Source organism: Nocardia heshunensis (genome assembly GCF_054782115.1).
This window is the reverse complement of the sequence record NZ_BAAGTC010000004.1, coordinates 824,620-847,680: the sequence shown is the minus strand read 5'-3', so window position 1 is coordinate 847,680 and position 23,061 is coordinate 824,620. Positions and strand designations below refer to the sequence as shown.

Below are 23,061 nucleotides of genomic sequence, written 5' to 3'. Positions count from 1 at the left end.
GCTATCCCACCACCCTGGTGGAGCCCCACAGCGGCTGGATGTCGCGGGGCACCGCGAGCCGGGTCGCCTCGAACGAATCCGACAGTTTGCGCAGCCGCAGGTGCACGCCGTCGAGCAGTTCAGCTAGGTCGGCGCGGCGGCCGGCCGCGTCGGTGGCCTCCAGGTCCGCCGGGTCCACACGGCGCAGCATGCGCTGGGCATCGGCCAGGAGTCGTTGCGGCCGTGAGGATCCCGAGGCGCCGGGCAGGGACAGGAAGTCGTCGTCCAGGCGGTCCAGCTGATAGGCCAGCGAGCGCGGATTGTGCTCGTCGAACAGCAGCAGTCCGGCCACCGCAGCGATGCGGACCGAATCCCGGTGGCGGCGACGGTAACTCACCGCGGAAACGGTGGCGCCCAGCACGGCGTCTGTCACCACCCGGCCGACCTCGGGCGGGTAGGTGTCGGTGAGGGCCGAGGCGAGCAGGGCCGAGAGCGCCAGCGCCCGTTCGATGCGACGACCGATATCCATGACGTGCCAACCGGTGTCGCGGACGGTGGACTCCGCGTCGATGCCGGTGAGCGCGAGCAGACCCGACAGCGTCCTGGAGTGCACGGCCGACAGCGCCGCGCCGCGATCGCCGCGCCCGCCGCGGTATTCGGCCAGCGCACGGTCGATGGCGCCGAGCACCATCCAGGTGTCGGGTGAGAGCTGATCGCGCACGGCGCGTGCGGCTTTGGCGTAGCGCTCCACGGAATACGCGACGGAACCGGCGAGTTCGCGGTCGATGGTCAGCGACACCAGGTAGTCATGATCGCGGCGGGACGCGCCCGGCAGGGCGATCGGGACGGTCGGCTCGTCGGAGTACTCGCGGCGGCGCGACGGCTGTGCTTGGGACTGGACCTGCGACCCCTGCGATTGCGATTGACTCTGCGCCTGACGCCGCCGAGTGCGTCGCCGCTCCGCCTGTTCTCGTTGCGCCACACTCCGCTTCGGCGCGGGCAGGGGCGCTCCGGTCATTCTGCCCAGGGCGGCCATCAGGATCGGCATGGCCTCCGCGCCCTCCATCCACGGCCGGTAGCGGTAGTCCTGGTGGCGGTCGTGGATGGCGCTGAGCAGCCGCACGGTCACCTCGGCGCGCTCGCCGTAGCGGCCCAGCCAGAACAGGTCGTTGAGTACGCGCGGGGAGCTGACGACGTCCACGGGGGTGAGAGCCACGACGCGACGCTCCCGCTCCTCGGGCACCTCGACGGCGGGCACGGCCGGGACGGTGGCGGGGGCGGCCCGCACCCAGACATCCTTGGCGGCGGCCTCACCGATCATGCCGTCGGGTCCGCCACGCTGATGCAGCTGCCCCAAACCGCCCTGCATGACCCGGTATCCGACGCGACCGGCCAGCGAGAAGAGCCGGACCTCGACGGGTGCGGCAGCCAATCCGCCGACGGCGTCGACGGCCGGGGTGACCGAGAATCTGGCCGGATCCTGGCCGACCCACCTCCAACCCTCGGCCTCGATGCGGGCCCGCCACTCCGCCCGCTGGACCGCGGTGAGCAGCGGGCCGAAGACGGTGGTGTCGTCGACCGCGGAACGCAGGATCAGCCGGTGCAGATTGGCGATCAGGTGCGAGCGTTCGGAATCGTCGCCACCCCAATAGGATTCGATGCTCGGCAGGGTGAGTTCCTCGTCGAGCAGCCGGCGCGAGAGCCGGGGCAGGAACGCCGACAGCGCGGGGTTCTCCAGCAGCCCGCTGCCCAGCGTGTTGACGACGGTGACCGCGCCGCGCCGCAGCACCTCCACCAGGCCCACCACGCCCAGCCGCGAATCCGGCCGCAGATCCAGGGGATCGGAGAATTCGGCGTCCACCCGGCGCAGCACCACGTCGACCCGTTTCAGGGTGCCCAGCGAGCGCATCCACAGGCGGCCGTCCCGCACCACCAGGTCGGCGCTCTCGACCAGCGGGAAGCCCAGCACCGAGGCCAGATACGCCTGATCGAAGGCGGTTTCGGAGTGCACGCCCGGGCTCAGCACCACCACCACGGGCTCCTCGTCGGCGGCCTGCGGGGCGGCCTCGATGAGCATCAGGCGCATGGCCCGCACGAAGGGGGTGAGCGGGCGCGGGCTGGCCAGTTCGAAGGCCTCGGGAATGGCGGCGGAGACCACGCGACGGTCGGCCAGCGCGTAGCCCGCGCCGGAGGGGGCCTGCGCCCAGTCGGCGAGCACCCGGAAGCCGCCGTCGCTCCAGCGGCTCACATCGCAGGCGTGCAGGAACAGCTGATGCCGCCCCGGCAGCGAGATGCCGTGTGCCGCACGCACATACCCGCGATGCGCGAACACCACCTGCGGGGGCAGCAGGCCTTCGACGAGGGTGCGGCGCGGGCCGTAGATGTCGGTGAGCAGCTTGTCCAGCAGCCGGGAGCGTTGCGTCACACCGGATTCCAGCGCGGCCCAGTCGGTGTCGGACAGCAGCAGCGGGATCGGGTCCAGCCGCCACGGCGACGGGGTGGCGGGGTCCTCGCCGGTGGTCAGTTCGGTGTAGGTGATGCCGTCGTCCTCGATGAGGCGGCGGACCTGGTTGTCGATGCGGTGCAGGCCCTCGCGGCCCTGATCGAGGAAGTCGGCGGACAGGTCCGCCCACATGGTGCGCAGGCGGCCGTCGCGATCGACGAGCTCGTCGTAGAAGCCGCCGGTGGGAATGCCGCAGGCATCGCGGGCGCCGGTATCGGCCGCGGCGGCACGGTATTTCGCGAATTCGCCGAGCACTTCGCGACGGGCGTCCCCGGGCGGCACCGCGTCGAGCACTGTCACCGCAACCACTTCCCCGGGTATGCCTATCGATCGCCGACGATGCCCCACACGGTCCGCGCCCTACGCAGATCGAGTATCCCGGGCGCACCGATGTCTGTCGCCTGTATAGCCATTTTGGCACGCAAATCCGCGATATCCACCGGACCCGGGGTGTGGCCGGTGGATTCGAAGCGGCGATTGCGCCGCGATTGCGCCACCACCGAATTCACCGGTGGCCCGGCGTAGAACATGCCGCCGGGATGGCTCACGTGATAGGTGCAGCCGCCCCGGGACAGACCGGTCTCGAGTTCGATCACGTCGAAGACCAGTGGCGCGTCGACGGTGATCGTCGGATGCAGGGACTCCGGCGGCTGCCAGGCCCGATAGCGCACGCCCGCCACCTGCACGTCCGCGCGACCGGCCGCGACCAAGGGCAGCGGAAAACCGTTGCAGGTCACCACGTAGCGGTCCCGGTCGGCCCCGGTCACCCGGACCTGCAGGCGTTCCACCGAGGAGTCGACATAGCGGGCGGTCCCGGCGGCGGTGGTCTGTTCGCCCAGGGTGTTCCACGGCTCGATCGCCCCGCGCAGTTCGATTTCCATATCCCCGAGTACCACCGTGCCGAAGCGCGGAAAACGAAACTCGGAGAACGGATCGAGCCAGCTGGTATCGAATTCGATACCGTGCGAGCGCAGATCGGCCGCGACCTCGGCAATATCGGCCTGCAGGAAATGCGGCAGCAGATACCGGCCGTGCAGATTCGCGCCGTGCCGAATCAGCGGTGCGGTGTACGGGTGCTCCCAGAAGCGCAGCACCAGCGCACGCACCAGCAGCGACTGCACCATGGCCATGCGGAAGTGCGGCGGCATCTCGAAGCCGCGCAACTCGACGAGACCGAGGCGGCCGCGCACCGAATCGGGACTGAAGAGCTTGTCGATGCAGAACTCGGCGCGGTGGGTATTGCCGGTGAGATCGGTGAGCAGGTGACGCAATGCGCGGTCCACCGCCCAGGGCGGGGCGACGGGTTCGCCCGACTCGCCCGCGGCGGCGCGGCTGAGCCGAGCAATCTCGGCGAAGGCGATCTCCAACTCGTACAGCGCGTCTTCGCGCCCCTCGTCGACGCGCGGCGCCTGCGAGGTCGGGCCGACGAAGCGGCCGGAGAACAGATACGACAGCGCCGGATGCCGCTGCCAGTAGGTCAGCATCGAGACCAGCAGATCCGGCCGCCGCAGCAGCGGCGAGCGCGCCGGGGTGGCACCGCCCAGTGTGATGTGATTGCCGCCGCCGGTGCCCCGGTCGGTGCCGTCCACATCGAAGGACTCGGTGCTCAACCGGGCCAGCCGGGCCTGCTCGTAGAGCGTGTCCAGCAGGTGCGACTGCTCGCCGAAACCCGTGGTGGGCTGGACGTTCACCTCGATCACGCCGGGATCCGGGGCGATGGACAGCGTGTGCAGCCTGCCGTCCGCGGGCGGCGGATAGCCCTCCAGCACGACGGGCCGCCCGAGGGCGACGACCGCGTCCTCCACCCGGCGCACCAGATCGCAGTAGGCGTCGAATTCGCCGATGGGCGGCAGGAATACGAACAGCCGGCCGTCGCGCACCTCGGCCACCACGGCGGTGATCGGGGCGCGCTCGGCGGATTCCACCACCGCGGGCGGCTCGTCGGTGCCCAGCGGCCGACGCGGCGCGAACGGGTCCGCCTCGGGGCGTGGCGGTGGTGCGTTCCAGGCGATCGACCCCAGTGGTAGGCGTAGACCGGCCGGAGAATCGCCTTCCGTCAACAGGATTCGGCCCCGGCGCAGCCGCCAGTCGGCACTCGCCCAACCGGCCTCGTCGTCGCGGCGGTAGAGCGACAGCACGTAGGCGGCGGGCTCGTCGACCGCGGTGTCCAGCCGCGCCAGCAGATTCCGGCGCGCCGAGAGCGAATCCTGGCCCGCTTCCAGATCCTCGTCGGCCCGGACCGGATCACCGTGCGGGACCGCAGCTTTCGCCGCCAGACGCAGCAGCGCATCCTCGTAGGCGGGGCGCACCTGGCTGTCGGGGAGGCCCAAACCCTGGGCGAGGTGGGCGATTATCGCGCGCGCGGCCTGCGCGTCGGCGGTCTGGGGCAGGTCCTCCACCGTGGTCGCGGAGACCGACAATCCGGACGTAGCGACCCGTTCGACCGGGTCCGCGGCGGTACTGCGCGGCCCCGGCGCATCGCTCGCACCGCGCATCGGCGAGGCATCGATGCGACGGCCTTGCACGCCGTTCTTGCGCCGCCGCGTATCGCCATTGCCCTGTGCCACCGGGCCGTCGGTCGCGATCGGCCCGGCCGTATCGGACGTGTCGGGCTTCGGCTCGGGGTCGATCGAGAACGGGTGGGTGAGCAGTTCCGGATGCCGCCACAGCGGTTCGGCGTCGTCGCGCCAGAGCATGGCGATTTCCCAGCGCGGCAGGGGTTCTCCCGGATACCACTTGCCCTGTCGGTACTGCACCAGCCCGGTCGGGGCGTAGATGCGGCGCAGTCGTTCGGCCAGATCGGCGGCGCGTTCGCGCTTGTGCGGGCCGTCGGCCTCGGTGGTCCACTCGGGGCCGGTCTGATCGTCGAGGGAGACGAAGGTGGGCTCGCCGCCGACGGTCAGGCCGATCCCGGCCGCCTCGGTACGCGCGTCCACGGCCGCGCCCGTGACCTGGATGCGCTCCCACTGAGAATGGGTGTAGGGCAGCGTGACTCGCGGATCCTCGTGGATGCGGCGCACGGTATTGGAGAAGTCGAGGGTGGAGGTGACCGGGTCGGTGGAGCCGGTGATCGCGGCCGAGGACACCGGATGCGGAGTCGCGGCCAGCGGGATGTGGCCCTCCCCCGCGAACAGTCCCGAGGTCGGGTCCAGGCCCACCCAGCCCGCGCCGGGCAGATATACCTCGGTCCAGGCGTGCAGGTCGGTGAAGTCGGCGGGCGGGCCGGAAGGTCCGTCCAGAGACGGGACGTCCTGGGCCAATTGGATGAGATAACCCGAGACGAAGCGTGCGGCCAGGCCGAATTCCCGCAGGATGGAGACCAGCAGCCACGCCGAATCCCGGCACGAGCCCAGGGCGCTGCGCAAGGTGTGGTCGGGTGTCTGCACACCCGGTTCCATCCGAATGGTGTAGCCGACGTCCTGGCGCAGCGCCTGATTCACGGCGATCAGGAATTCGATGGTGCGCGGGCGATCGACAGGGGTGTGGCGGCGCACCCAGTCGAGCACCAATTCGCCGGGGCCGGAACCGTCTTCACCTTCGTCCACCGGTCGCAGATACGGCTCCAGGTCGGAGAGCAGCTGCAGGGAGTAGCCGAACGGGAAGTATTCCGACTGCTCCTCGACGAAGAAGTCGAACGGATTGATGGCGTCCATATCGGCGATCAACCCGACCACGATGGACAGTTCCGGCGTGGGCTCGTGGAAGACCAAGCGCGCCAGGAAGTTCCCGAATGCGTCCTGTTGCCAGTTCACCCAGTGGTTCTCCGGGGTCACCCGCAGCGAGTACGCCTCGATGGCGGTCCGGGTGTGCGGGGCGGGGCGTAGCCGGACCACGTGCGGATGGACGCGCACGGGATGGTCGAAGGAATAGGTGGTGCGGTGCTCGAGGGAAACCTTGATCCCCATCTCTCCAGTTCACCACGGCGAGGGCCTGCCATGCGGGTGTTTTTCCGACAGATCGGACGACACGCGGTGAGCTCCCACAGTTGTCGCACGCGGGTGATATCACCGTAACGACGCGTGAAGGAGGCAGCGGTGCAACCGAACGGATGCGCACTGTGTGAATCGGCCCTCGATCACTGCCACGGGACGTTGATCGTGCACGCCGCGGGCTCGGTGGAATGCACCGAACCGGAGTGTTTCGACACCGGCCGGACACGACACCTGTTCGTGGCCGATTGCTCGGATGTCGCGGGCGGTTGCGACTGCGCCACCCCCGACCTACGGACCGGTCGGCAGCACCGCACCGGCTGACCACTAGCCTGGCCGGGTGAGCTACGACCTCGTTCTCCTGCCCTCCGGTGCCGCCGCGTCCCCGAACGAGGTGGACGACTACCTGACCGCACAGGACGGTCGCCCGGCCGAAGCGGTTGTCGCCGAGATCGCGGCCGAGCTCGACAAGCGCAATGCGGAACTGCCGGAGCTGGACAGCTTCCTGGGCGCCCCCGCGGCCGACGGCGTGCTCGGCGCGGCGCTGTTCGTGTCGACGCCCTACGACGCGATCGGGCACACCCGCGGGCTGTTGTTCGAGCTGGGCACGCCGCACGGCTACGCGGTGTGGGATCCGCAACTGGCCTGGCTCGTCGACCCGGCCGAATCGGTGACCGCGGCGGTCACACACGGCGGCGCGGGGGAATTTCCGTACCTGACAAGGCAACTCGTCGACGAATGGATTCCCGATCTGGGCCAGCCGGGGCCCTATCTGATCGTGGAAACCGGCGATCAGGTCTACATCCAGACCTATCGGCATCCGGACGGGCATTACGACCTGGAATACCGGGACGGTTCTGCGGATAAGCATTTCGCAGCCGCGGCTACGGACTCGCGAATTGTCGCCGATCTAATCTGGGGATGGGCGACCGGAGATCGTTCGGGCTTCACCGCACTCGAATGGCAACAGCTCACGTTCTGAGCCTCGAATAACAGAGAGATTTCAATTTCGGCTCGCCCGCCCATGCAATGAAGGCTACGCGCGTGCAGGAAAGCTAATGTTCAGTTATGAAGCTACGCCCGACATTGAGCGCAGGAACCATGCGTAAAGGGTTGGCAGTAGTGGCCGGATTGGCGGCCACCTTCGCCATCGCGGTGGCTTTGCACGCCAGCGGTGCGGGCGCGGATATCCCCCGGAATGTGCAGCACATCCCGTGCCCCAGGCCGGCGGCGCTGCCTGCACCGCCGACCTGGACGTAGCTTTTACAGTGCCCGGCGGCCGGAAAGTGCCCGGCCCAGGGTCAATTCGTCGGCGAATTCGAGGTCGCCGCCCATCGGGAGGCCCGAGGCCAGGCGAGTCACGCTCAGGCCCGGGAAGTCTCGCAACATCCGGACCAGATAGGTGGCCGTCGCCTCGCCTTCGGTATTCGGGTCGGTGGCGATGATGACCTCGGTGACATCCACCCCGTCGTCCTGATTTCCGATGCGGGTCAGCAGTTCCCGAATGCGGAGTTGATCGGGGCCGATACCCGACAATGGATCGAGCGCGCCGCCGAGCACGTGATAGCGGCCGCGGAATTCGCGGGTGCGCTCGATGGCCTGCACATCCTTGGGCTCCTCGACCACGCAGATCATGGTGCGGTCGCGGCGCGGGTCGGCGCAGATGCGGCACAGTTCCCCGTCGGAGACCGTGCCGCAGACGGCGCAGAACCGCACGCCGTCGCGCACCTTCTGCAGCGCCGCCTGCAGGCGGTCGATCTCCGGCGGCTCCACCGTCAGGAAGTGGAAGGCGATGCGCTGCGCGCTCTTCGGACCGATGCCGGGCAGCTTGCCCAGCTCGTCGATGAGATCCTGAACCGGACCCTCGTACACCTACGCCGCCCGCTCAGAAACCGGGAAGCGCGCCGCCGCCGAAACCGCCCGCGAGCGGACCGAGCCGCTCGGCAGCCAGGTTCTGCGCGGACTCCATGGCGTTGTTGAGCGCGCCGATGACGAGATCCTGCAGGGTCTCGATGTCCTCGGGGTCGACCACCTTCGGGTCGATGGTCAGGGCGAGCACCTCGCCGGTGGCCTTGATCCGGGCCCGCACCAGGCCGCCGCCCGCCTCGCCCTCGACCTCGGATTCCGCGATCTCCTGCTGCGCGGCCATGACCGCCTGCTGCATCTGCTGGGCCTGGGCCATCAAGGCCTGCATGTCGAAACCTTCACCGGGCTGCACGGCGCGTCCTTCCTGGGGGATGGTGATCGCGCTCCAGCCTAGTCGCCGACGCGCGGCGCACCTGTTGACTCTCCCCTCGCTGGAGGGTGTTCGCTAAGGGCATGACAGCGACGGTTCCCATCGGCGAGTTCTCCCGGCTCACCTACCTGACCATCAAGACGCTGCGCTACTACCACGAGATCGAGTTGCTGGAGCCGGTCACGATCGATCCGGGTTCGGGCTATCGGTTCTATTCGACCGAGCAGGTGGACCAGGCGCATCTGATCAAGCGGCTGCGCGAGCTGAACATGCCGCTGCCGGAGATCAAGGCGGTGATGGCCGCGCCGGATCAGACGGCGCGCGACGAGGCCATCCGCGTGCATCTGCAACGCATGCAGGCGGAGCTGGTGCGCACCCGCGACGTGGTGGCCTCGCTCGAGGCACTGTTGCTGCCCTCGGCCGCGATCGCCGTCGAATACCGTTCCATCACAAGTCATCCCGTACTGGCCATGACCACCGAGGTGGCCCGCGACGACTGTGATCAGTGGTGCGAGTACAGCTTCGGGTCGCTCTACGAGCAGTTGGGGGCCGCCGGTCTCGCGCCCGCCGGGCCCGGCGGCGCGACCTACGCACCGGAGTTCTTCGAGTACGACCGCGGCGAGGTGGTCACCTTCGTGCCCATCGAGGCCCGGCATCGGGAGCGCTTCGACTCCGTCCTCGACCTACCCGCCCGCCGCTTCGCCATCACGGTGCACGCGGGCCCGTTCACCGAGTTCGACCGCACCTACGGCGCCCTGGGCAGCCATGTGGCAGAACACGATTCCGCGCTCGCCGAACCCGTTCGCGAGCTCTACCTGGTCGGTCCCGGCGACGCCGAACCGGCCGATTACCGCACCGAAGTCTGCTGGCCGATCGGCCGGCTCTGAAAAGGAGAGCACCATGGCACTGTCCCTCGGCAACATCACCTTCGACTGCCAGAACGCCGCCGCACTGGCGGGTTTCTACGCGCAGCTGTTCGAGCGTCCGGTCGACGAAGGGGCCAACGAGCACTTCGCGACCATCGACAATGACGCCGCCACACCGACATTCATGTTCGTCGCGGTGCACGACAAGAACCCGGGCAAGAATGTGGTGCACCTGGACCTGCATTCACCCGACCAGCCCGCGGAGATCGCGAAGGCGGTCGCCCTCGGGGCCAAGCACATCGCGGACTTCGACGAATACGGCGTGAAGTGGGCGACGCTCAGCGACCCGGAGGGCAACCTCTTCGATATCGCCCAGGATTGAGCGATACCGGGAACTACGCGAGTTCCTTCTTCAAATTCTCGAGCACCTCGGCCTGGATCTTCTTCAGGCCGATCGGTGCGAAGATGCCCTCGAAGATGCCGCCGATGCCGCCGGCGCCCTTCCAGGTGGTGCGCACGGTGACCAGCGAGCCGGCGCCCGACGGGGTCACCGTCCAGGCGGTGACCATCGAGGAGTTCGAATCCCGTTCGGTCACCATGGAATCGGAGACCGAGACCGCGGCCCGCACATTGCGCTGGCGGGACTCGGTGGCCTGCAGCGTCCACTCCGCGACCGTGCCCGCGCCCTGCCCACCCTCGACCACCTTGTAGTCGCGGTAGTGCGAGGAGAGGATCTTCGGCCGGACTGTCTCGTAGTCGGCGATCGCGTCGAGTGTGCGCTTCGGATCCGCCGCGACGACGATCGAACTGGAGGCGCTGACCTGTCCCACCATGTGCTCCTTACTGATTTCGGGCTGACCGGCACTTCTGCCCTGTTACCGCTCGGTCATGCTACGCCGGATCCGGCTCGCCCGGTTCGCTGCGCGACGTCGGGTCGGCCACTTATCCTTGGGGTGCATTACGGGGGAGGACGCCATGCTGATGCGCTTCGCCACCTGGCTGCGGCTCAATATCGACGGGGTCGTGACGCTGGTCATCGCGGCCACGGTCATCCTGCTCGAGGTCCTGGACAAGACCAATGCCAGCTCGAATCTGGTGAGCGGCGCGATCCTGCTGGTGTTGAGCCTGCTGGCGGTGACGATCCTGCGGGACCGCAATCGCGTCACCCGGCTGGTGCAGGAAACGGCGGCGGTGCGGCTGCTCTACGGGGCCGAGGTCGATCAGGCGCAGGCGCGTGCTCGACGCACCTCGAATCGCTGGATCTCCAAGGGCGGCACCGGAACCTCGCTGCGGGTGACCACGCTGAAGTTCTTCCTCGACCGCGCCCGCGCGGAACATCAGCTGATGAATCTGCAGGTGGAGATTCTGGACCCGGGCAACGAGCAGCTCTGCCAGGCCGAGGCGCTGTACCGCAATTCACTGCAACCGGGCGGGGACGCGAACGGGCGGCCGTGGACAGCGGACCGGATCCGCAAACAGTCCTACGGCAGCGTGCTGGCGTGTGCGTGGTACCGCCAGCAGTCGGAGTTCCTCAGCATCGATCTGGCGCTGTCGCCTGCGTTGACCACGTACCGGTGGGACATGTCCGACGAGATCGTCATCGTGAATCAGCGCGGCTCCAACACCCCCGCGCTGATGTTCGAGCACGGTAAGACCCAATACTCGGATCTGGCACGGGAATTGGCGGTGAGCTTCAAACAGGGGCGGCACATCCCGCTGGGCCGCGACACCGAACTGCGGCCGCCCGCCGAACCGACCATCGTGCAGACCCGCCACCTGCTCGAGCAGCTGGGAGTAGGGCTGCCCGTCATGTACACCGACGAGGATGTCACGGAGATCGTGGAATACGCGCTGCGGCCGGTGAATACGTTCTAGCCGGTGAGCAGCAGGCCCGCGGTGGCCGCGCCGGTCGCGGCCACCCCCAGCACCAGGCCGGTGAGCACGAACTTGCGCATCGGCACCCGAACCTCGTGACTGCGGCAGAACTCCAGGCACAGCAGGGTCGCCAGCGAAGCCCACGGGGTCACCACCGGGCCCACATTGGTGCCGATCAACAAGGCCAGCAGCTGATTTCGCTCACCGGTGCCGATCACCGTTTCCCCCGCCGTGTAGGCGGGCAGGTTGTTGAGGACGTTGGACAGCGCCGCACCGGCGCCCGCCGCCCGGAAGATGCCCGGACCGCCGGTGTCCTCGCCGATCAGATGATCCATCAGGGTCGAGAGACCGTGCCGGGACAGTGTGGGCACCACCAGGAACAGCCCCGAGACGAAAACCAGTAGCTGCCAGGGAAACAGCGACCAGCGCAGCGCCGACCGATCACAGGCCGCGAAGACCGCCACCACCAGAACCGCTGCCCCGGCGGCCGCCAACCCGATGCGATCCCCCACGAACGGAATCGCGAGCACGAACAGCAGGCACGCGCCCCCGGCGGCGTACAGCAGCACCCGCTCCCGGGTATCGGCCGGACGGATCGGTTCCGGCACCACGTAGCGGTCGGTCCCGCGCTGGTCGCGCCGCCAGTACCACCACCACAGGCACACCATCGTGACGCCGATCGAAAGCAGCTGCGGCAGCCACATTCTGGCCGCGAACCCGGTGGCATCCAACGCCACCCGATCCGCGGCCAGCAGATTGGTCAGATTCGACACCGGCAGCAGCAGACTCGCGGTGTTCGCCAGCCACAACGTCGTCATGGCCAGCGGCAGCGGCGGAATCCGCGCCGGAACCGCGAGCGCGAGCATGACCGGCGTCAACAGCACCGCGGTGGTATCCAGATTGAGCACGGTCGTGGTCGTCGACGCGAACAGCACACAGAGCAAGAACAATCCGACGTAATTCCCGCCCGCCATGATCGCCAGCCGATGCGCGATCACATCGAACACCTTGGCCCGCCGCGCCAGATTCGCCAGCACGATCACACTGCCCAGAAACAACAACAACGGCGCGATCCGCCGCATGTTGGCCTCGGCTTCGGCCCGCGGCAGCAGTCCCGTTGCCACACACAACAACCCGGCGACCAGCAATCCGATCCGCACAGCATCCAGCCCGCTCGGTCGCCAGCGCATGGCCGATCGGGCCCCCTTTCGGGTCCGGGCGTCCGGAAAATGATCGCAGCGGATCATCCGATCGCGGGATACTGGTGGAGTGACGCTGTGGGGTGGGCAGTCTCGGATCGTATTCCTAAGTTATTCGCCGGCCGATGAGCGGTGGGCGATTTGGCTGGCTTGGCAGTTGGAGCATTCCGAGGCCCGGTATCGGACGGTGCTGGCGGCGTGGGACTTCGATCCGGCCACCAACTACGGGGACTTCGTGCAGCGGGGGGTGCGGGAGTCCGATCTGGTCGTGGCGGTGGTGACGGACAACTACGTGTCGTCACGGCATGCGAATCGGGAGTGGCAGGCCGCCTTGGAGGTGGATCCGGGGAAGCTGCTGGCGATTCGGGTCGGCGAGTGTTCGCTGGAGTGGCTGCCGACGGGCATCGGCTTCCTGGACGGGTACGGGCTCGGCGAGGCGGCACAGTTGCGGCGGCAGGTCGTCGAGCGGGTGGAGCGGCTGCTGTCGGAGCGCTGGACCCCGCGGCGGGCGATCGACGCCCGAGCCGACGACGTCTGGTCTCCGGCAACGGATTCCGATGCGGTCCGGCGACGGCCGCTGTCACCACCGGATTTTCCCGGCGACACCGCGGCACAGCGGTCGCACGCCGGACTGTCGATGCTGCATGTCTCGGGTCCTCGGTTCGGGCGCGGGCTGCCGTCCGCCGACGTCCCCAGCGATCCGGAGGGGCTGCAATCCCACCTCTACGGCGCGGTCACCGATCTGGTGGACGCAGGCGCGCCGCCGCCGGATCTGATCGTGGTCAGCGGTGACCTCACCGAATCCGCGCATCCGACCGAATTCCGCAAGGCCACTTCGTTTCTCAGCGGGCTGCGGGTGCTGCTCAAGCTGGAGCCCGACCGGGTGGTCATCGTGCCGGGCAATCAGGACATCTCCCGGCTCGCCTGCGACGCCTACTTCCGCGAATGCGCCGCCTACGACCGGCTGCCGGTGCAGCCCTACTACGCGAAGCTGAAGCTGTTCGAGCAGCTGTTCACCACCCTCTACCGGGGCCTGGACCATCTCGTCTTCGATGTCGGCCAGCCCTGGACCTTGTTCCCGATCCCCGAATTACGGCTGGTGGTGGCGGGTTTGAACTCGACCATGGCCGCCACCCACGAGGACAAGGACAACTACGGGTGGATCGGCACCCGGCAGAAGGACTGGTTCGCCGGGCAACTGCGCGCCTACGAATCGCAGGGCTGGTTCCGGTTGGGCGTGATCAGCCACGACCCGGCGCCCGGACCCGTGACCTCGCAATACGATCCGCGGGTACTGCGCGACGCGGAGGCGGTCTTCCGGCGGCTGGGCCCGCGGCTGAACCTGCTGCTGCGCGGTCCCAGCCGGGCAGGCCGGTCGGTTGCGCACCACGGCGGCACCCTGCCGGTCCTCTCGGCTCCCGCCCCCGGTCAGGCCGAACTCATCCACCTCACCGCCGACGGACTGACCCGGTATCACCTCGACGACGCCGCCGACCCGCCCGTGCCACAGGCCGTCGACTGGGCGAATTCCGTGGTGGCACTGCGCAGCCGGGCCCCCGTGCGGGAACTCACCGCCCCGCCGCAACCACCGCGGCAGCTTGCCGCCCAGGCGAACGAGACGGTGCGGCCGCACGAGCTGCTGCTCGAACAGGTCACCGAGGTGTGCCAGGTGCGCTACCCGGACGCGCGCATCCGGCGCACCACCTCCGACCCGCCGTACCTGCTGGTCACCATCAATTCGGATCCGGTGATCGAGCAGCTCATCATCGGCGCGCACGTGGGCGAGGTGACCGGGCAGGTCCTCGACGGATTCCTGGGCCCGCAGCCGAAACCCGGCTCCCAGCTCATCTATCTCGGCCCCGATCCCGAGCCGGAGTTGCGCGACCGCGCGGCGGGCGAGGGCGTGCGCATTCGCAGCTTCGCCGACTTCCAGGGCCTCGCCAATCTGGACGGCTATGTGCGCCAGCAGTCGGCTCGACTGCGCGAGGACACCGCGTACGCCGCCGATCTGTATGTGCCGCAGCGTTTCCGGATGCTGGCGCCGCGCGGCCGGGAGGTGCAGACCGATCTGGTCGCCGAACTGCTGCGGCTGGTCGGCGCCGACGACGGCCGATTCGTGCTGCTGCTGGGCGATTTCGGGCTCGGCAAGACCTTCGCACTGCGTGAATTGACCCGGCGCATCACCGAATCCGGCGCGGACCTGGTGCCCATCCTCATCGAACTGCGCAATCTGGACCGCACCAACTCCCTCGACACGCTGCTGGCCGCGCACCTGGCCAACAATGGCGAATCCCGCATCGATCTGCGCGCCCTGCGCTACATGCTCGCGCAGGGCCGGGTGGTGCTGCTGTTCGACGGCTTCGACGAGTTGCTGACCCGGCTGAACTACGACAGCGCCGCCGAGCACATGGCCACCCTGCTGCAGGCCGCGACCGGTCGGGCCAAGGTGGTGGTGGCGGGCCGCACCCAGCATTTCAAGTCCTACGACCAGATCGCGGCGGCACTGCAGACCCAGGACGAACCGCATCCGGACCGCTACATCCTCGGCGTGGAGAACTTCACCCACGAACAGGTGCACGCGTTCCTGGTGAATCGCTATGGCTCCATGCAGAATTCGGGCACGGCCGGTCCTTCGGCCGACTCCCGGATGCGTCTGCTGCGCGGCATCCCCGATCTGCTCGAACTCGCCCGCAATCCACGCATGCTCAGCTTCATCGCCGATCTCGACGAGCAGCGGCTGCGCACCGCGGCCGGGGCGCAGCAGATCATCGGCCCGACCCGGCTTTACCGGGAGATTCTGACCGCCTGGCTGACCTTCGAGATCGACCGCTCCCCCGAACGCGCCAGCTCACAACCCACGCTGCGGATCGACGAACTGTGGCTCGCCGTCACGTATTTCGCGCTGCGGGTCTGGGAGACCGGCCGCCCCTACCTGAGCCTGGCGGAACTGACCGAGGTCGCCAACGCCGCCGTCGAACGCATCGACGCGACCCGCCTCAATGCCGCCCAGTTCGTGCACACCCTCGGCTCCCGCAGCCTCATCGTGCGCGGCGAGGACAACCACTTCGGCTTCATCCACTCCTCGGTGCGGGACTGGCTGGTGGCCGAACACGTGGCCCGGCAACTCGGCGACGGGGTCACCGCGCCCGCGCCGCTGGGCCAGGCCCAATTGGAGCCGTTGGCCGTCGAATTCCTCTGCGATCTGGCCTCGGTCGAATCGCTGCGCACCTGGGTCGAACGGGTGCAGGCGGATCCGGCCGAACACGAGATCACCCGCACCAACGCGGCGCGCGTCGCCGCCCGGCTGCGCATCTCCCCGCACGAGGACCTGCGCGGCCTGAACCTCTCGCGCGAGGACCTGTCGTTCCGCAATCTCGCACGGCTCGACTTCACCGGCGCGGACATGACCGAGACCCGGCTCTCGGGCGCGGTGCTCGACCACGCCGTCCTGCACGGGGTGAAACTCATCGGCGCGCAACTCGACCAGGCGTCCCTGGTGGGCGCCGATCTCCGAGGAGCGGATATGACCGAGGTCCAACTGGTCAGCGCGAATCTGCAGCACGCCGACCTGCGCGGGGCGCGGCTGCACCGGGCGCAACTGGATCAGGCGTCCCTGGTCCGCGCCAATCTCGGGCGCGCCGACCTGACCGGGGCCCGGCTGGCCCGCACCGATCTCACCGGCATGCGGGGGGAGGGCAGCCGCTGGACGCGCGCCGCCCTGCTGGATGTGGTGGGCGTGCCCATCGGCACCGATCTGGCCGGGTCCGGCCGGGTGCCGGGCACCCCGCCGCGCACCGAATTCGCCCCGGCCGCAATCGGTGTCAAGCACGGGGTGGACGCGCAGAGCGGGCGCCTGCCGCGACCGCTGGCCTTCAGCCCCGACGGCGGCACCGTCGCGGTCGGCTGCGATTCCGGCAGCGTGGTGGTCTACGGCGCGGACACCGGACGGACGCTGCGCACCCTGCACGGACATCGCGCCCGCACCTTCGCGGTCGCCTACACCGAGAAGGTGCTCGTCACCGGATCCGCCGACGGCACCGTCCGGATCTGGGACGCCGCCAGCGGCGCGGTGCGAAAGATCCTGTCCGGACACGCGAACTGGCCGTGGCCCCTCGAAACCGACAGCGCCGGAACACTGCTCGCCACCGGCGACGCGGCCGGGACGCTGCGGCTGTGGCAGCTGCCCGACGGCGAACCGGTGCACGAATTCCCGCCGCCGGGCGGGGTGCCGCAACGCATCTACAGCATCGCGCTGGATCGCGACCGGGTGGCGGCCGCGTATCACGATGGCACCGTACGCATCCGGCGGCTCTCGACCGGCCGCGAGATCGGTGGCTTCCAGGGCGCGCCCGGCCCGGTGCGGCGCATCTGCTGGGACCCGGACGGCCAACTGCTGGCCGTCGCGGGCGCGGACGGCGCGCTGGGCCTGTGGGATCCGGACACCGGCACCCTGGTGCACGCGCTGGCCGGGCACCACGACATCGTTTACTCGGTGGCCTTCCACCCGGTCGAGCCGATCCTGGCCAGCGGTGACATTGCCGGGGGAATCCGCCTGTGGGACACCGGAACCGGAGAGCAGCTGACCCACCGCATCGAACACGGCAGCGCCCGCATCCACTGGCTGGGCTTCGACCCCGCCGGGGACATGCTGGCCACCGGCGACACCGCGGGCGCGGTGTACGTGCGCGACGGCCGCACCGGTGCACCCCTGCACCGGCTCACCGGCCATACCGGTTCCATCTGGCCGTTCGCCTTCCGCCCGGACGGTACCCAGCTCGCCGTCGCCGACGACCAGTTCGCGCTACGCATCTGGGATCCCGCGACCGGGGAGAACCTGCACACCCTCAACGGTCACGGCCGCCACGTGCGCGCGGTGTCGTTCAATGCCGACGGCAGCCTGCTGGCCGGGTGCGGCAACGACGGCAGTCTCCGGATCTGGGACGCCGCGACGGGACGGCTCGCGCAACGCCTCGAAGGCAGCGCGGACGGACTGATCACCCTGGAATCCGGGGTGTTCTCGCCGCGGACCGCGAGTCAGCTGGTCACCGTGGGCAATGCCGGGCGGCTACGGGTGTTCGATATCGAGGCGGGCGCCGCCGAGCGCGATATCACCGTCGACTCTGCCCCGGTCTGGGCCATCGCCTACGACCCCACCGCACGGTTCATCGCCACCGCCAACGACGACGACACCGTCACCCTGTGGACCCGTGCGACCGGCGGCGAGCACGCGGTCTGCGCCGAGCATCGCGGCCGGGTGCGCTCCATCGCCTTCGACGCGGCGGGTGAGCGCATGGCCACCGGCTGCGACGACGGCATGGTCCGGGTCTGGGAGGTGGAATCCGGTGAGCTGGTCACCACGCTGTCGGATCCCGAGCCCTCCGGCGGATCCGGCGGGCACCGGGTCTACGGGGTGGTCTGCCACGGGGATCGGGTCGCCGGGATCTCCTGGGACGGCACCGTGCGGATCTGGAGTGTGGCCGGTGGGCCGCCGCTGCATCGGCTGGACCTGCATCGCGGGCGACTGTGGTGCGCGGCGGTGGACGCGGGCTCCGGGCTGCTGGCCACCGCGGGTGACGACCTGGTGATCCACCTCTGGGACATCGCCTCCGGCAAGCATCTGCACACGCTGCACGGGCATCGAAACCGGGTGCGCTCCTTGGCTTTCGACCCCACCGGGCGGCTGCTGGCCAGCGGCGGGAACGACGGCTCGATCATGCTGTGGTCGCTGGCGGAATCGGATATCGCCCCGGAATTGCGGGCCACCCTGCTCGGGCTGCCGGAGGGCTGGGTGGGTTTCACGCCGGACGGACGCTACAAGACCGAGGGGCTGACCTCGGGACAGTTCTGGCACGTGATCGGCATGTGCCGCTTCGAACCGGGCGAATTGGACCCGTATCTCCCCGAAATCTGCCAGGTGGATCTGGATGATCCGCTCTGATCGATCCCTGGGTTCGGCACCGATTGATCCATGGGCACAGCGCAATTGATCATCGCAATCCAATTGTTAGCTGCAGTAAGAATCATCACGACGGGACGGGGAATAGACTCGCAGCACGGCAGGTAGCGCCTGTCGGCACGCATGCAAACTGTGCGTGAAAACCCGCCCCGCCGGTGCTCCCCTGCTGGCCGTACCGGTCGGTGCACGCTAGGTTTCCGAGGGTGGCAGTGAGTCTGTTGGGGAACGGCGGCCGCACACCGGCCGCACATGAATCAGGTTTCGCCGCGCATCGCGCCGGGGTCGATCGGCTTTTGACCTCGTACCGCGCCATCCCGCCGGATGCGAATGTGCGACTGGCCAAGAAGACGTCCAACCTGTTCCGGGCGCGGGCGAGAACCAACGCGCCCGGACTCGATGTGTCCGGATTGACGCAGGTCATCGCGGTGGACCCGGAGGCCCGCACCGCGGACGTGGCGGGCATGACCACCTACGAGGATCTGGTCGCCACCACCCTGCACTACGGGCTGGCCCCGCTGGTGGTGCCGCAACTCAAGACCATCACCCTCGGCGGCGCGGTCACCGGGCTGGGCATCGAGTCCACCTCCTTCCGCAACGGCCTGCCGCACGAATCGGTGCTCGAGATCGACGTGCTCACCGGGGCCGGCGAGATCATCACCGCGACCCGCGACGGCGAGCACGCCGATCTGTTCCGCGGCTTCCCCAATTCGTACGGCACATTGGGGTATTCGACGCGGCTGAAGATCGAGCTGGAAAAAGTTCTGCCCTATGTCGCGCTGCGGTACATCAGATTTCACGACCTGCGCGAACTGGAAGCCGCCATGGCGCAGATCATCGCCGACCGGGCCTGGGACGGCGAAACGGTCGACTACCTCGACGGCGTCGTCTTCACCGCCGACGAGAGCTACCTGGTGCTGGGCCGCCAGACCGACGAGCCCGGCCCGGTCAGCGACTACACCGACATGGACATCTTCTACCGGTCCATCCAGCACGATTCCCGGCAGCCCAAGCGGGATCGGCTGACCATCGCCGACTACCTGTGGCGCTGGGATACCGACTGGTTCTGGTGCTCACGGGCTTTCGGCGCACAGAACCCGAAGATCCGGCGGCTGTGGCCCAAGCAGTACCGGCGCTCCAGCTTCTACTGGAAGCTCATCGCACTGGACCACAAATACGCGATCGGCGACAAGATCGAAGCGCGGCACGGTAATCCGCCGCGCGAGCGGGTGGTGCAGGACATCGAGGTGCCGCTGGAGCGGACCGCGGACTTCATGGAATGGTTCCTGCGCGAGATCCCGATCGAGCCGATCTGGCTGTGCCCCTTGCGATTGCGCGACGATCCCACGAGCACCTCGGATCGCCCCTGGCCGCTCTACCCGCTGGAGCCCGGCCGCACCTACGTGAATGTCGGCTTCTGGTCGGCCGTGCCGACGGTGGCGGGACAGCCCGAAGGTCTGGCCAACCGTGCCATCGAGCACAAGGTGTCCGAACTGGACGGTCATAAATCCCTGTATTCGGACTCCTACTACGACCAGGATGAGTTCGCCGCGCTCTACTACGGCGGCGGCACCTACTCCACCCTCAAGAAGCGCTACGACCCGGATTCTCGTCTACTGGATCTGTATTCGAAGGCGGTGCAACGCAAGTGACCACGTTCAAGGACCGTTCCGATGTCTTCGCCGAGCTCGGAACCAAACTCACCATCGCGGAGATCTTCGAGACCTTGCTCGAGGGTCCGGTCCCCATCCGGCTGACGTGTTACGACGGCAGCAGCACCGGACCGCAGGACTCCGAGTTCGGTCTGGAGATCCTGACCCCGCGCGGGGTCAACTACATCGTGACCGCACCCGGCGATCTGGGCATGGCCCGCGCCTACGTCTCCGGTGACCTCGCCACCACGGGCGTCGAACCCGGCGACCCCTATGAGCTGCTGAAGGCCATGGCGAGCATGAAGTTCCGCCGCCCGACCGCCCTGCAGCTGGTGGTCATCGCCCGGTCACTGGGCTGGGAACTGCTCAAGCCGATCGCCCCGCCGCCGCAGGAGACGCTGCCGCGCTGGCGGCGCATCGCCCTGGAAGGCCTGCGGCACAGCAAGACTCGCGACGCCGAGGCCATTCACCACCACTACGACGTGTCCAATACGTTCTACGAGTACGTGCTGGGCACGTCCATGACCTACACCTGCGCGGTCTACGAGGACCCGGCCTGGACCCTGGAACAGGCCCAGGAGAACAAGTACCGCTTGGTCTTCGACAAGCTGAACCTGAAGCCCGGCGACCGGTTGCTCGACATCGGCTGCGGCTGGGGCGGCATGGTGCGCTACGCCGCCAAGCGCGGCGTCCACGTCATCGGGGCCACGCTCTCGGCCGAACAGGCCGAATGGGCGCAGGCCAAGATCGCCGAGGAAGGACTCTCCGAGCTGGCCGAGGTCCGCCACTCCGACTACCGCGACGTGCGCGAGAGCGACTTCGACGCGGTGTCCTCCATCGGGCTCACCGAACACATCGGCGTCGCCAACTACAAGGCCTACTTCGAGTTCATGCAGTCGAAGCTGAAGGTCGGCGGACTGTTCCTCAATCACTCCATCACCCGGCACGACAACACCCGCACCACCAAGGCGGGCGACTTCATCGACCGGTACGTGTTCCCCGACGGCGAGCTCTCCGGCTCCGGGCGGGTCATCTCCGAGATCCAGAACGTGGGCCTCGAAGTGCTGCACGAGGAGAACCTGCGCCAACATTACGCGCTCACGCTCGCGGAATGGTGCGACAACCTGGTGAAGAACTGGGACGCGGCCGTCGACGAGGTCGGCGAGGGCACCGCCAAGGTGTGGGGGCTCTACATGGCGGGCTGCCAGCTCGGATTCGAGCGGAATGTGGTTCAGCTGCACCAGGTTCTGGGCGTGAAACTGGGCGAGGACAAGGCTTGGACCGTGCCGCTGCGCCCTTGGTGGAAGGCATAGCGTTCTCGTAAAACGAAGCGGGCGTGCGGCTTTCGCCGCACGCCCGCGCTGTCGTGAAATACCGCTTACGAGAGCGGATGCACCAGGGGCAGACCCAGCCGCTCGGTCATCCACGGGAACGACGAGGTAAAGGCCGCGGCGGCGAACTGCCAGGTGTGGCCGCCCTCGGTGGTGTGCACCGTGCAGTTGATGTTCACCTTCTGGCCTTCGGCGCACAGGGCCTCGGCCGCGCCGACCTCACCGGTGTCGTAGACGCCGTCGTGGCCGCCCATGCCCGCGGTCTCGTCGTTCGGGTTGCCCATCATCTGCTGCATGCGCGCCTTGATCTTCGGGTCGTTGGCCATCTCCCGCTGGCGCGCGGGCGGGGTGAGATCGTCGAAGAGGCCGACGGTGTCGGAGTAGTTGCCGTGCTTCTGCATGACCGTGGTGGGATCGAAGTCGGCCCAGGCCTGTTCGCTGCCGCCGAAGAGCCGCTTGACCGTCTGCTCCTTGGTGCCCGCGGTGGGAGCGATGTCACCGGCGATGTCGACGAAGGTGCCGAACAGTTCCGGATGCATGGTGGCCAGGTCGACCGCGCAGGTGCCGCCCATGGACCAGCCGACGATGCCCCACTTGGCCGGGTCCGCGGACGCGCCGAAGGTGGATTCGACGTAGTCGGGCACGTCCTTGGTGAGGTGGTCGGCGGCGTCGCCGCGCGGGCCGTTCACGCATTCGGTGTCGTTGTTGAAGGCGCCGCCGGAGTCGACGAAGACCAGGATGGGGGTCTGGCCGTTGTTGGACGTCGCGAAACTGTCCACGCTGTTCATGATCTGGCCGCTGTTCACCCAGTCCGCGGGCGTGTTGAACTCGCCACCGATCATCATGATCACCGGCAGGGTGGGCGGCTTGTCGCCTTGGAACCAGGCCGGGGGCAGGTACACGTATTCGGTGCGGTGATTGAAATGGCTGCCCGACTCCGGGATGTCCACCGGCACGATCCGGCCGACGTCGGGGTTGGTGTTGCGCAGCGAGGCAAGCGCATCCAGATCGGTCTGATGCGGCAGCGGCTCCGCGGTCAGCGCGGCCCACGCGGCATTGGCCGTCGGGTAGTAGCCGACCCACTGGTTCAGCACCACGCCCACGTTCAGCAATGCCAGCGGCACCGCGATGATCGCCGCGATCCGCTGCCACCAGCTGCCGGTGCGAATGCCCAGCACCGCCGCCGCCAGCACCGCGCCCGCGAGCCCGACCGCGACCCACAGCAGGGCCGGCGCCGGATCCGAGGCCAGGCCCTCGTTATTGGTGTACTCCCACGACGCCCACACCACGCCGAGCGCGAAGACGATGCACAGCGGCACCCAGAGCAGCCACCAGCGGCGGGTGAAGCGGGCGAAGGCCACGATCAGCAGGAATACCGCCGCGAACGTGATGACCTGCGGTAACCAGCCGTGCAGCAGCGAAACTCCGTGATGGAAACCCGGATATCCGGCCTGGGTCTGCTTGGGCATCTGCGGTGCCGGAGGCACGGCAGGTGGGGATTGCAGCATCGACGTCACTGGCACGTCGCGATTCTCGAC

Annotated in this window: 16 protein-coding genes; 9 read left to right on the top strand and 7 right to left on the bottom strand. The window is 68.5% G+C overall.

Annotated elements, in window-relative coordinates:
- Position 1 precedes the first annotated feature (1 nt).
- The gene (locus ACYVN4_RS16465; RefSeq protein ID WP_460721905.1) at positions 2-2,782 is read right to left on the bottom strand and encodes a circularly permuted type 2 ATP-grasp protein; all 2,781 of its coding nucleotides are present in this window, start codon (positions 2,780-2,782) and stop codon (positions 2-4) included.
- A 23-nt stretch (positions 2,783-2,805) separates the two neighbouring features.
- On the bottom strand, positions 2,806-6,387 hold the full coding sequence (locus ACYVN4_RS16460; protein ID WP_460721903.1) for a transglutaminase family protein: 3,582 nt from the start codon (positions 6,385-6,387) through the stop codon (positions 2,806-2,808).
- A gap of 129 nt (positions 6,388-6,516) precedes the next feature.
- Between ACYVN4_RS16460 and ACYVN4_RS16455 the strand changes: the two genes are divergently transcribed.
- The 3 genes from ACYVN4_RS16455 (at position 6,517) to ACYVN4_RS16445 (ending at position 7,671) form a co-directional block, all read left to right on the top strand.
- Positions 6,517-6,735, top strand: a complete 219-nt coding sequence (locus ACYVN4_RS16455) for a hypothetical protein (protein WP_460721901.1) — start codon at positions 6,517-6,519, stop codon at positions 6,733-6,735.
- 16 nt (positions 6,736-6,751) lie between these two features.
- Positions 6,752-7,393 carry a hypothetical protein gene (locus ACYVN4_RS16450; protein WP_460721899.1) on the top strand — a complete coding sequence of 214 codons (642 nt, stop codon included), beginning with the start codon at positions 6,752-6,754 and terminating at the stop codon, positions 7,391-7,393.
- Between the two features lie 86 nt (positions 7,394-7,479).
- The gene (locus tag ACYVN4_RS16445; protein WP_460721897.1) at positions 7,480-7,671 is read left to right on the top strand and encodes a hypothetical protein; all 192 of its coding nucleotides are present in this window, start codon (positions 7,480-7,482) and stop codon (positions 7,669-7,671) included.
- 3 nt (positions 7,672-7,674) lie between these two features.
- On the opposite strand, the gene recR is transcribed toward ACYVN4_RS16445, so the two are convergent.
- Together recR and ACYVN4_RS16435 are read right to left on the bottom strand one after the other, a co-directional pair.
- Positions 7,675-8,283 (bottom strand): recombination mediator RecR, encoded by a 609-nt coding sequence (recR, locus tag ACYVN4_RS16440; protein WP_379354924.1) that lies wholly within the window; start codon positions 8,281-8,283, stop codon positions 7,675-7,677.
- Positions 8,284-8,296: 13 nt separating this feature from the next.
- Positions 8,297-8,629: a YbaB/EbfC family nucleoid-associated protein gene (locus ACYVN4_RS16435; RefSeq protein ID WP_379354926.1), complete on the bottom strand. Its 333-nt coding sequence runs from the start codon at positions 8,627-8,629 to the stop codon at positions 8,297-8,299.
- Positions 8,630-8,730: 101 nt separating this feature from the next.
- Between ACYVN4_RS16435 and ACYVN4_RS16430 the strand changes: the two genes are divergently transcribed.
- The gene (locus ACYVN4_RS16430) at positions 8,731-9,534 is read left to right on the top strand and encodes a MerR family transcriptional regulator (RefSeq protein WP_460721894.1); all 804 of its coding nucleotides are present in this window, start codon (positions 8,731-8,733) and stop codon (positions 9,532-9,534) included.
- 13 nt (positions 9,535-9,547) lie between these two features.
- On the top strand, positions 9,548-9,895 hold the full coding sequence (locus ACYVN4_RS16425; RefSeq protein WP_460721892.1) for a VOC family protein: 348 nt from the start codon (positions 9,548-9,550) through the stop codon (positions 9,893-9,895).
- A 13-nt stretch (positions 9,896-9,908) separates the two neighbouring features.
- Here the strand turns inward: ACYVN4_RS16425 and ACYVN4_RS16420 are convergent, their stop codons facing one another.
- Positions 9,909-10,343: an SRPBCC family protein gene (locus ACYVN4_RS16420; RefSeq protein ID WP_460721890.1), complete on the bottom strand. Its 435-nt coding sequence runs from the start codon at positions 10,341-10,343 to the stop codon at positions 9,909-9,911.
- A 145-nt stretch (positions 10,344-10,488) separates the two neighbouring features.
- Between ACYVN4_RS16420 and ACYVN4_RS16415 the strand changes: the two genes are divergently transcribed.
- The gene (locus ACYVN4_RS16415; protein WP_460721888.1) at positions 10,489-11,388 is read left to right on the top strand and encodes a hypothetical protein; all 900 of its coding nucleotides are present in this window, start codon (positions 10,489-10,491) and stop codon (positions 11,386-11,388) included.
- Here ACYVN4_RS16415 and ACYVN4_RS16410 read toward each other — a convergent pair.
- Entirely contained in the window at positions 11,385-12,578 is a 1,194-nt protein-coding gene (locus ACYVN4_RS16410) for an ArsB/NhaD family transporter (protein ID WP_460721886.1), read from the bottom strand. The two genes, ACYVN4_RS16415 and ACYVN4_RS16410, sit on opposite strands and share 4 nt — an antisense overlap.
- 79 nt (positions 12,579-12,657) lie before the next feature.
- Here ACYVN4_RS16410 and ACYVN4_RS16405 point away from each other — a divergent pair, with 79 nt between their 5' ends.
- The 3 genes from ACYVN4_RS16405 (at position 12,658) to ACYVN4_RS16395 (ending at position 21,505) form a co-directional block, all read left to right on the top strand.
- Positions 12,658-18,525, top strand: a complete 5,868-nt coding sequence (locus tag ACYVN4_RS16405) for a WD40 domain-containing protein (protein WP_460721884.1) — start codon at positions 12,658-12,660, stop codon at positions 18,523-18,525.
- Positions 18,526-18,752: 227 nt separating this feature from the next.
- Entirely contained in the window at positions 18,753-20,192 is a 1,440-nt protein-coding gene (locus ACYVN4_RS16400) for an FAD-binding oxidoreductase (RefSeq protein ID WP_460722710.1), read from the top strand.
- Positions 20,189-21,505 carry a class I SAM-dependent methyltransferase gene (locus ACYVN4_RS16395; protein WP_460721882.1) on the top strand — a complete coding sequence of 439 codons (1,317 nt, stop codon included), beginning with the start codon at positions 20,189-20,191 and terminating at the stop codon, positions 21,503-21,505. Before ACYVN4_RS16400 ends, ACYVN4_RS16395 begins: the two co-directional genes overlap by 4 nt.
- Positions 21,506-21,570: 65 nt before the next feature.
- Here the strand turns inward: ACYVN4_RS16395 and ACYVN4_RS16390 are convergent, their stop codons facing one another.
- Positions 21,571-23,031 carry an alpha/beta hydrolase gene (locus ACYVN4_RS16390; protein WP_460722708.1) on the bottom strand — a complete coding sequence of 487 codons (1,461 nt, stop codon included), beginning with the start codon at positions 23,029-23,031 and terminating at the stop codon, positions 21,571-21,573.
- Positions 23,032-23,061: the final 30 nt, after the last annotated feature.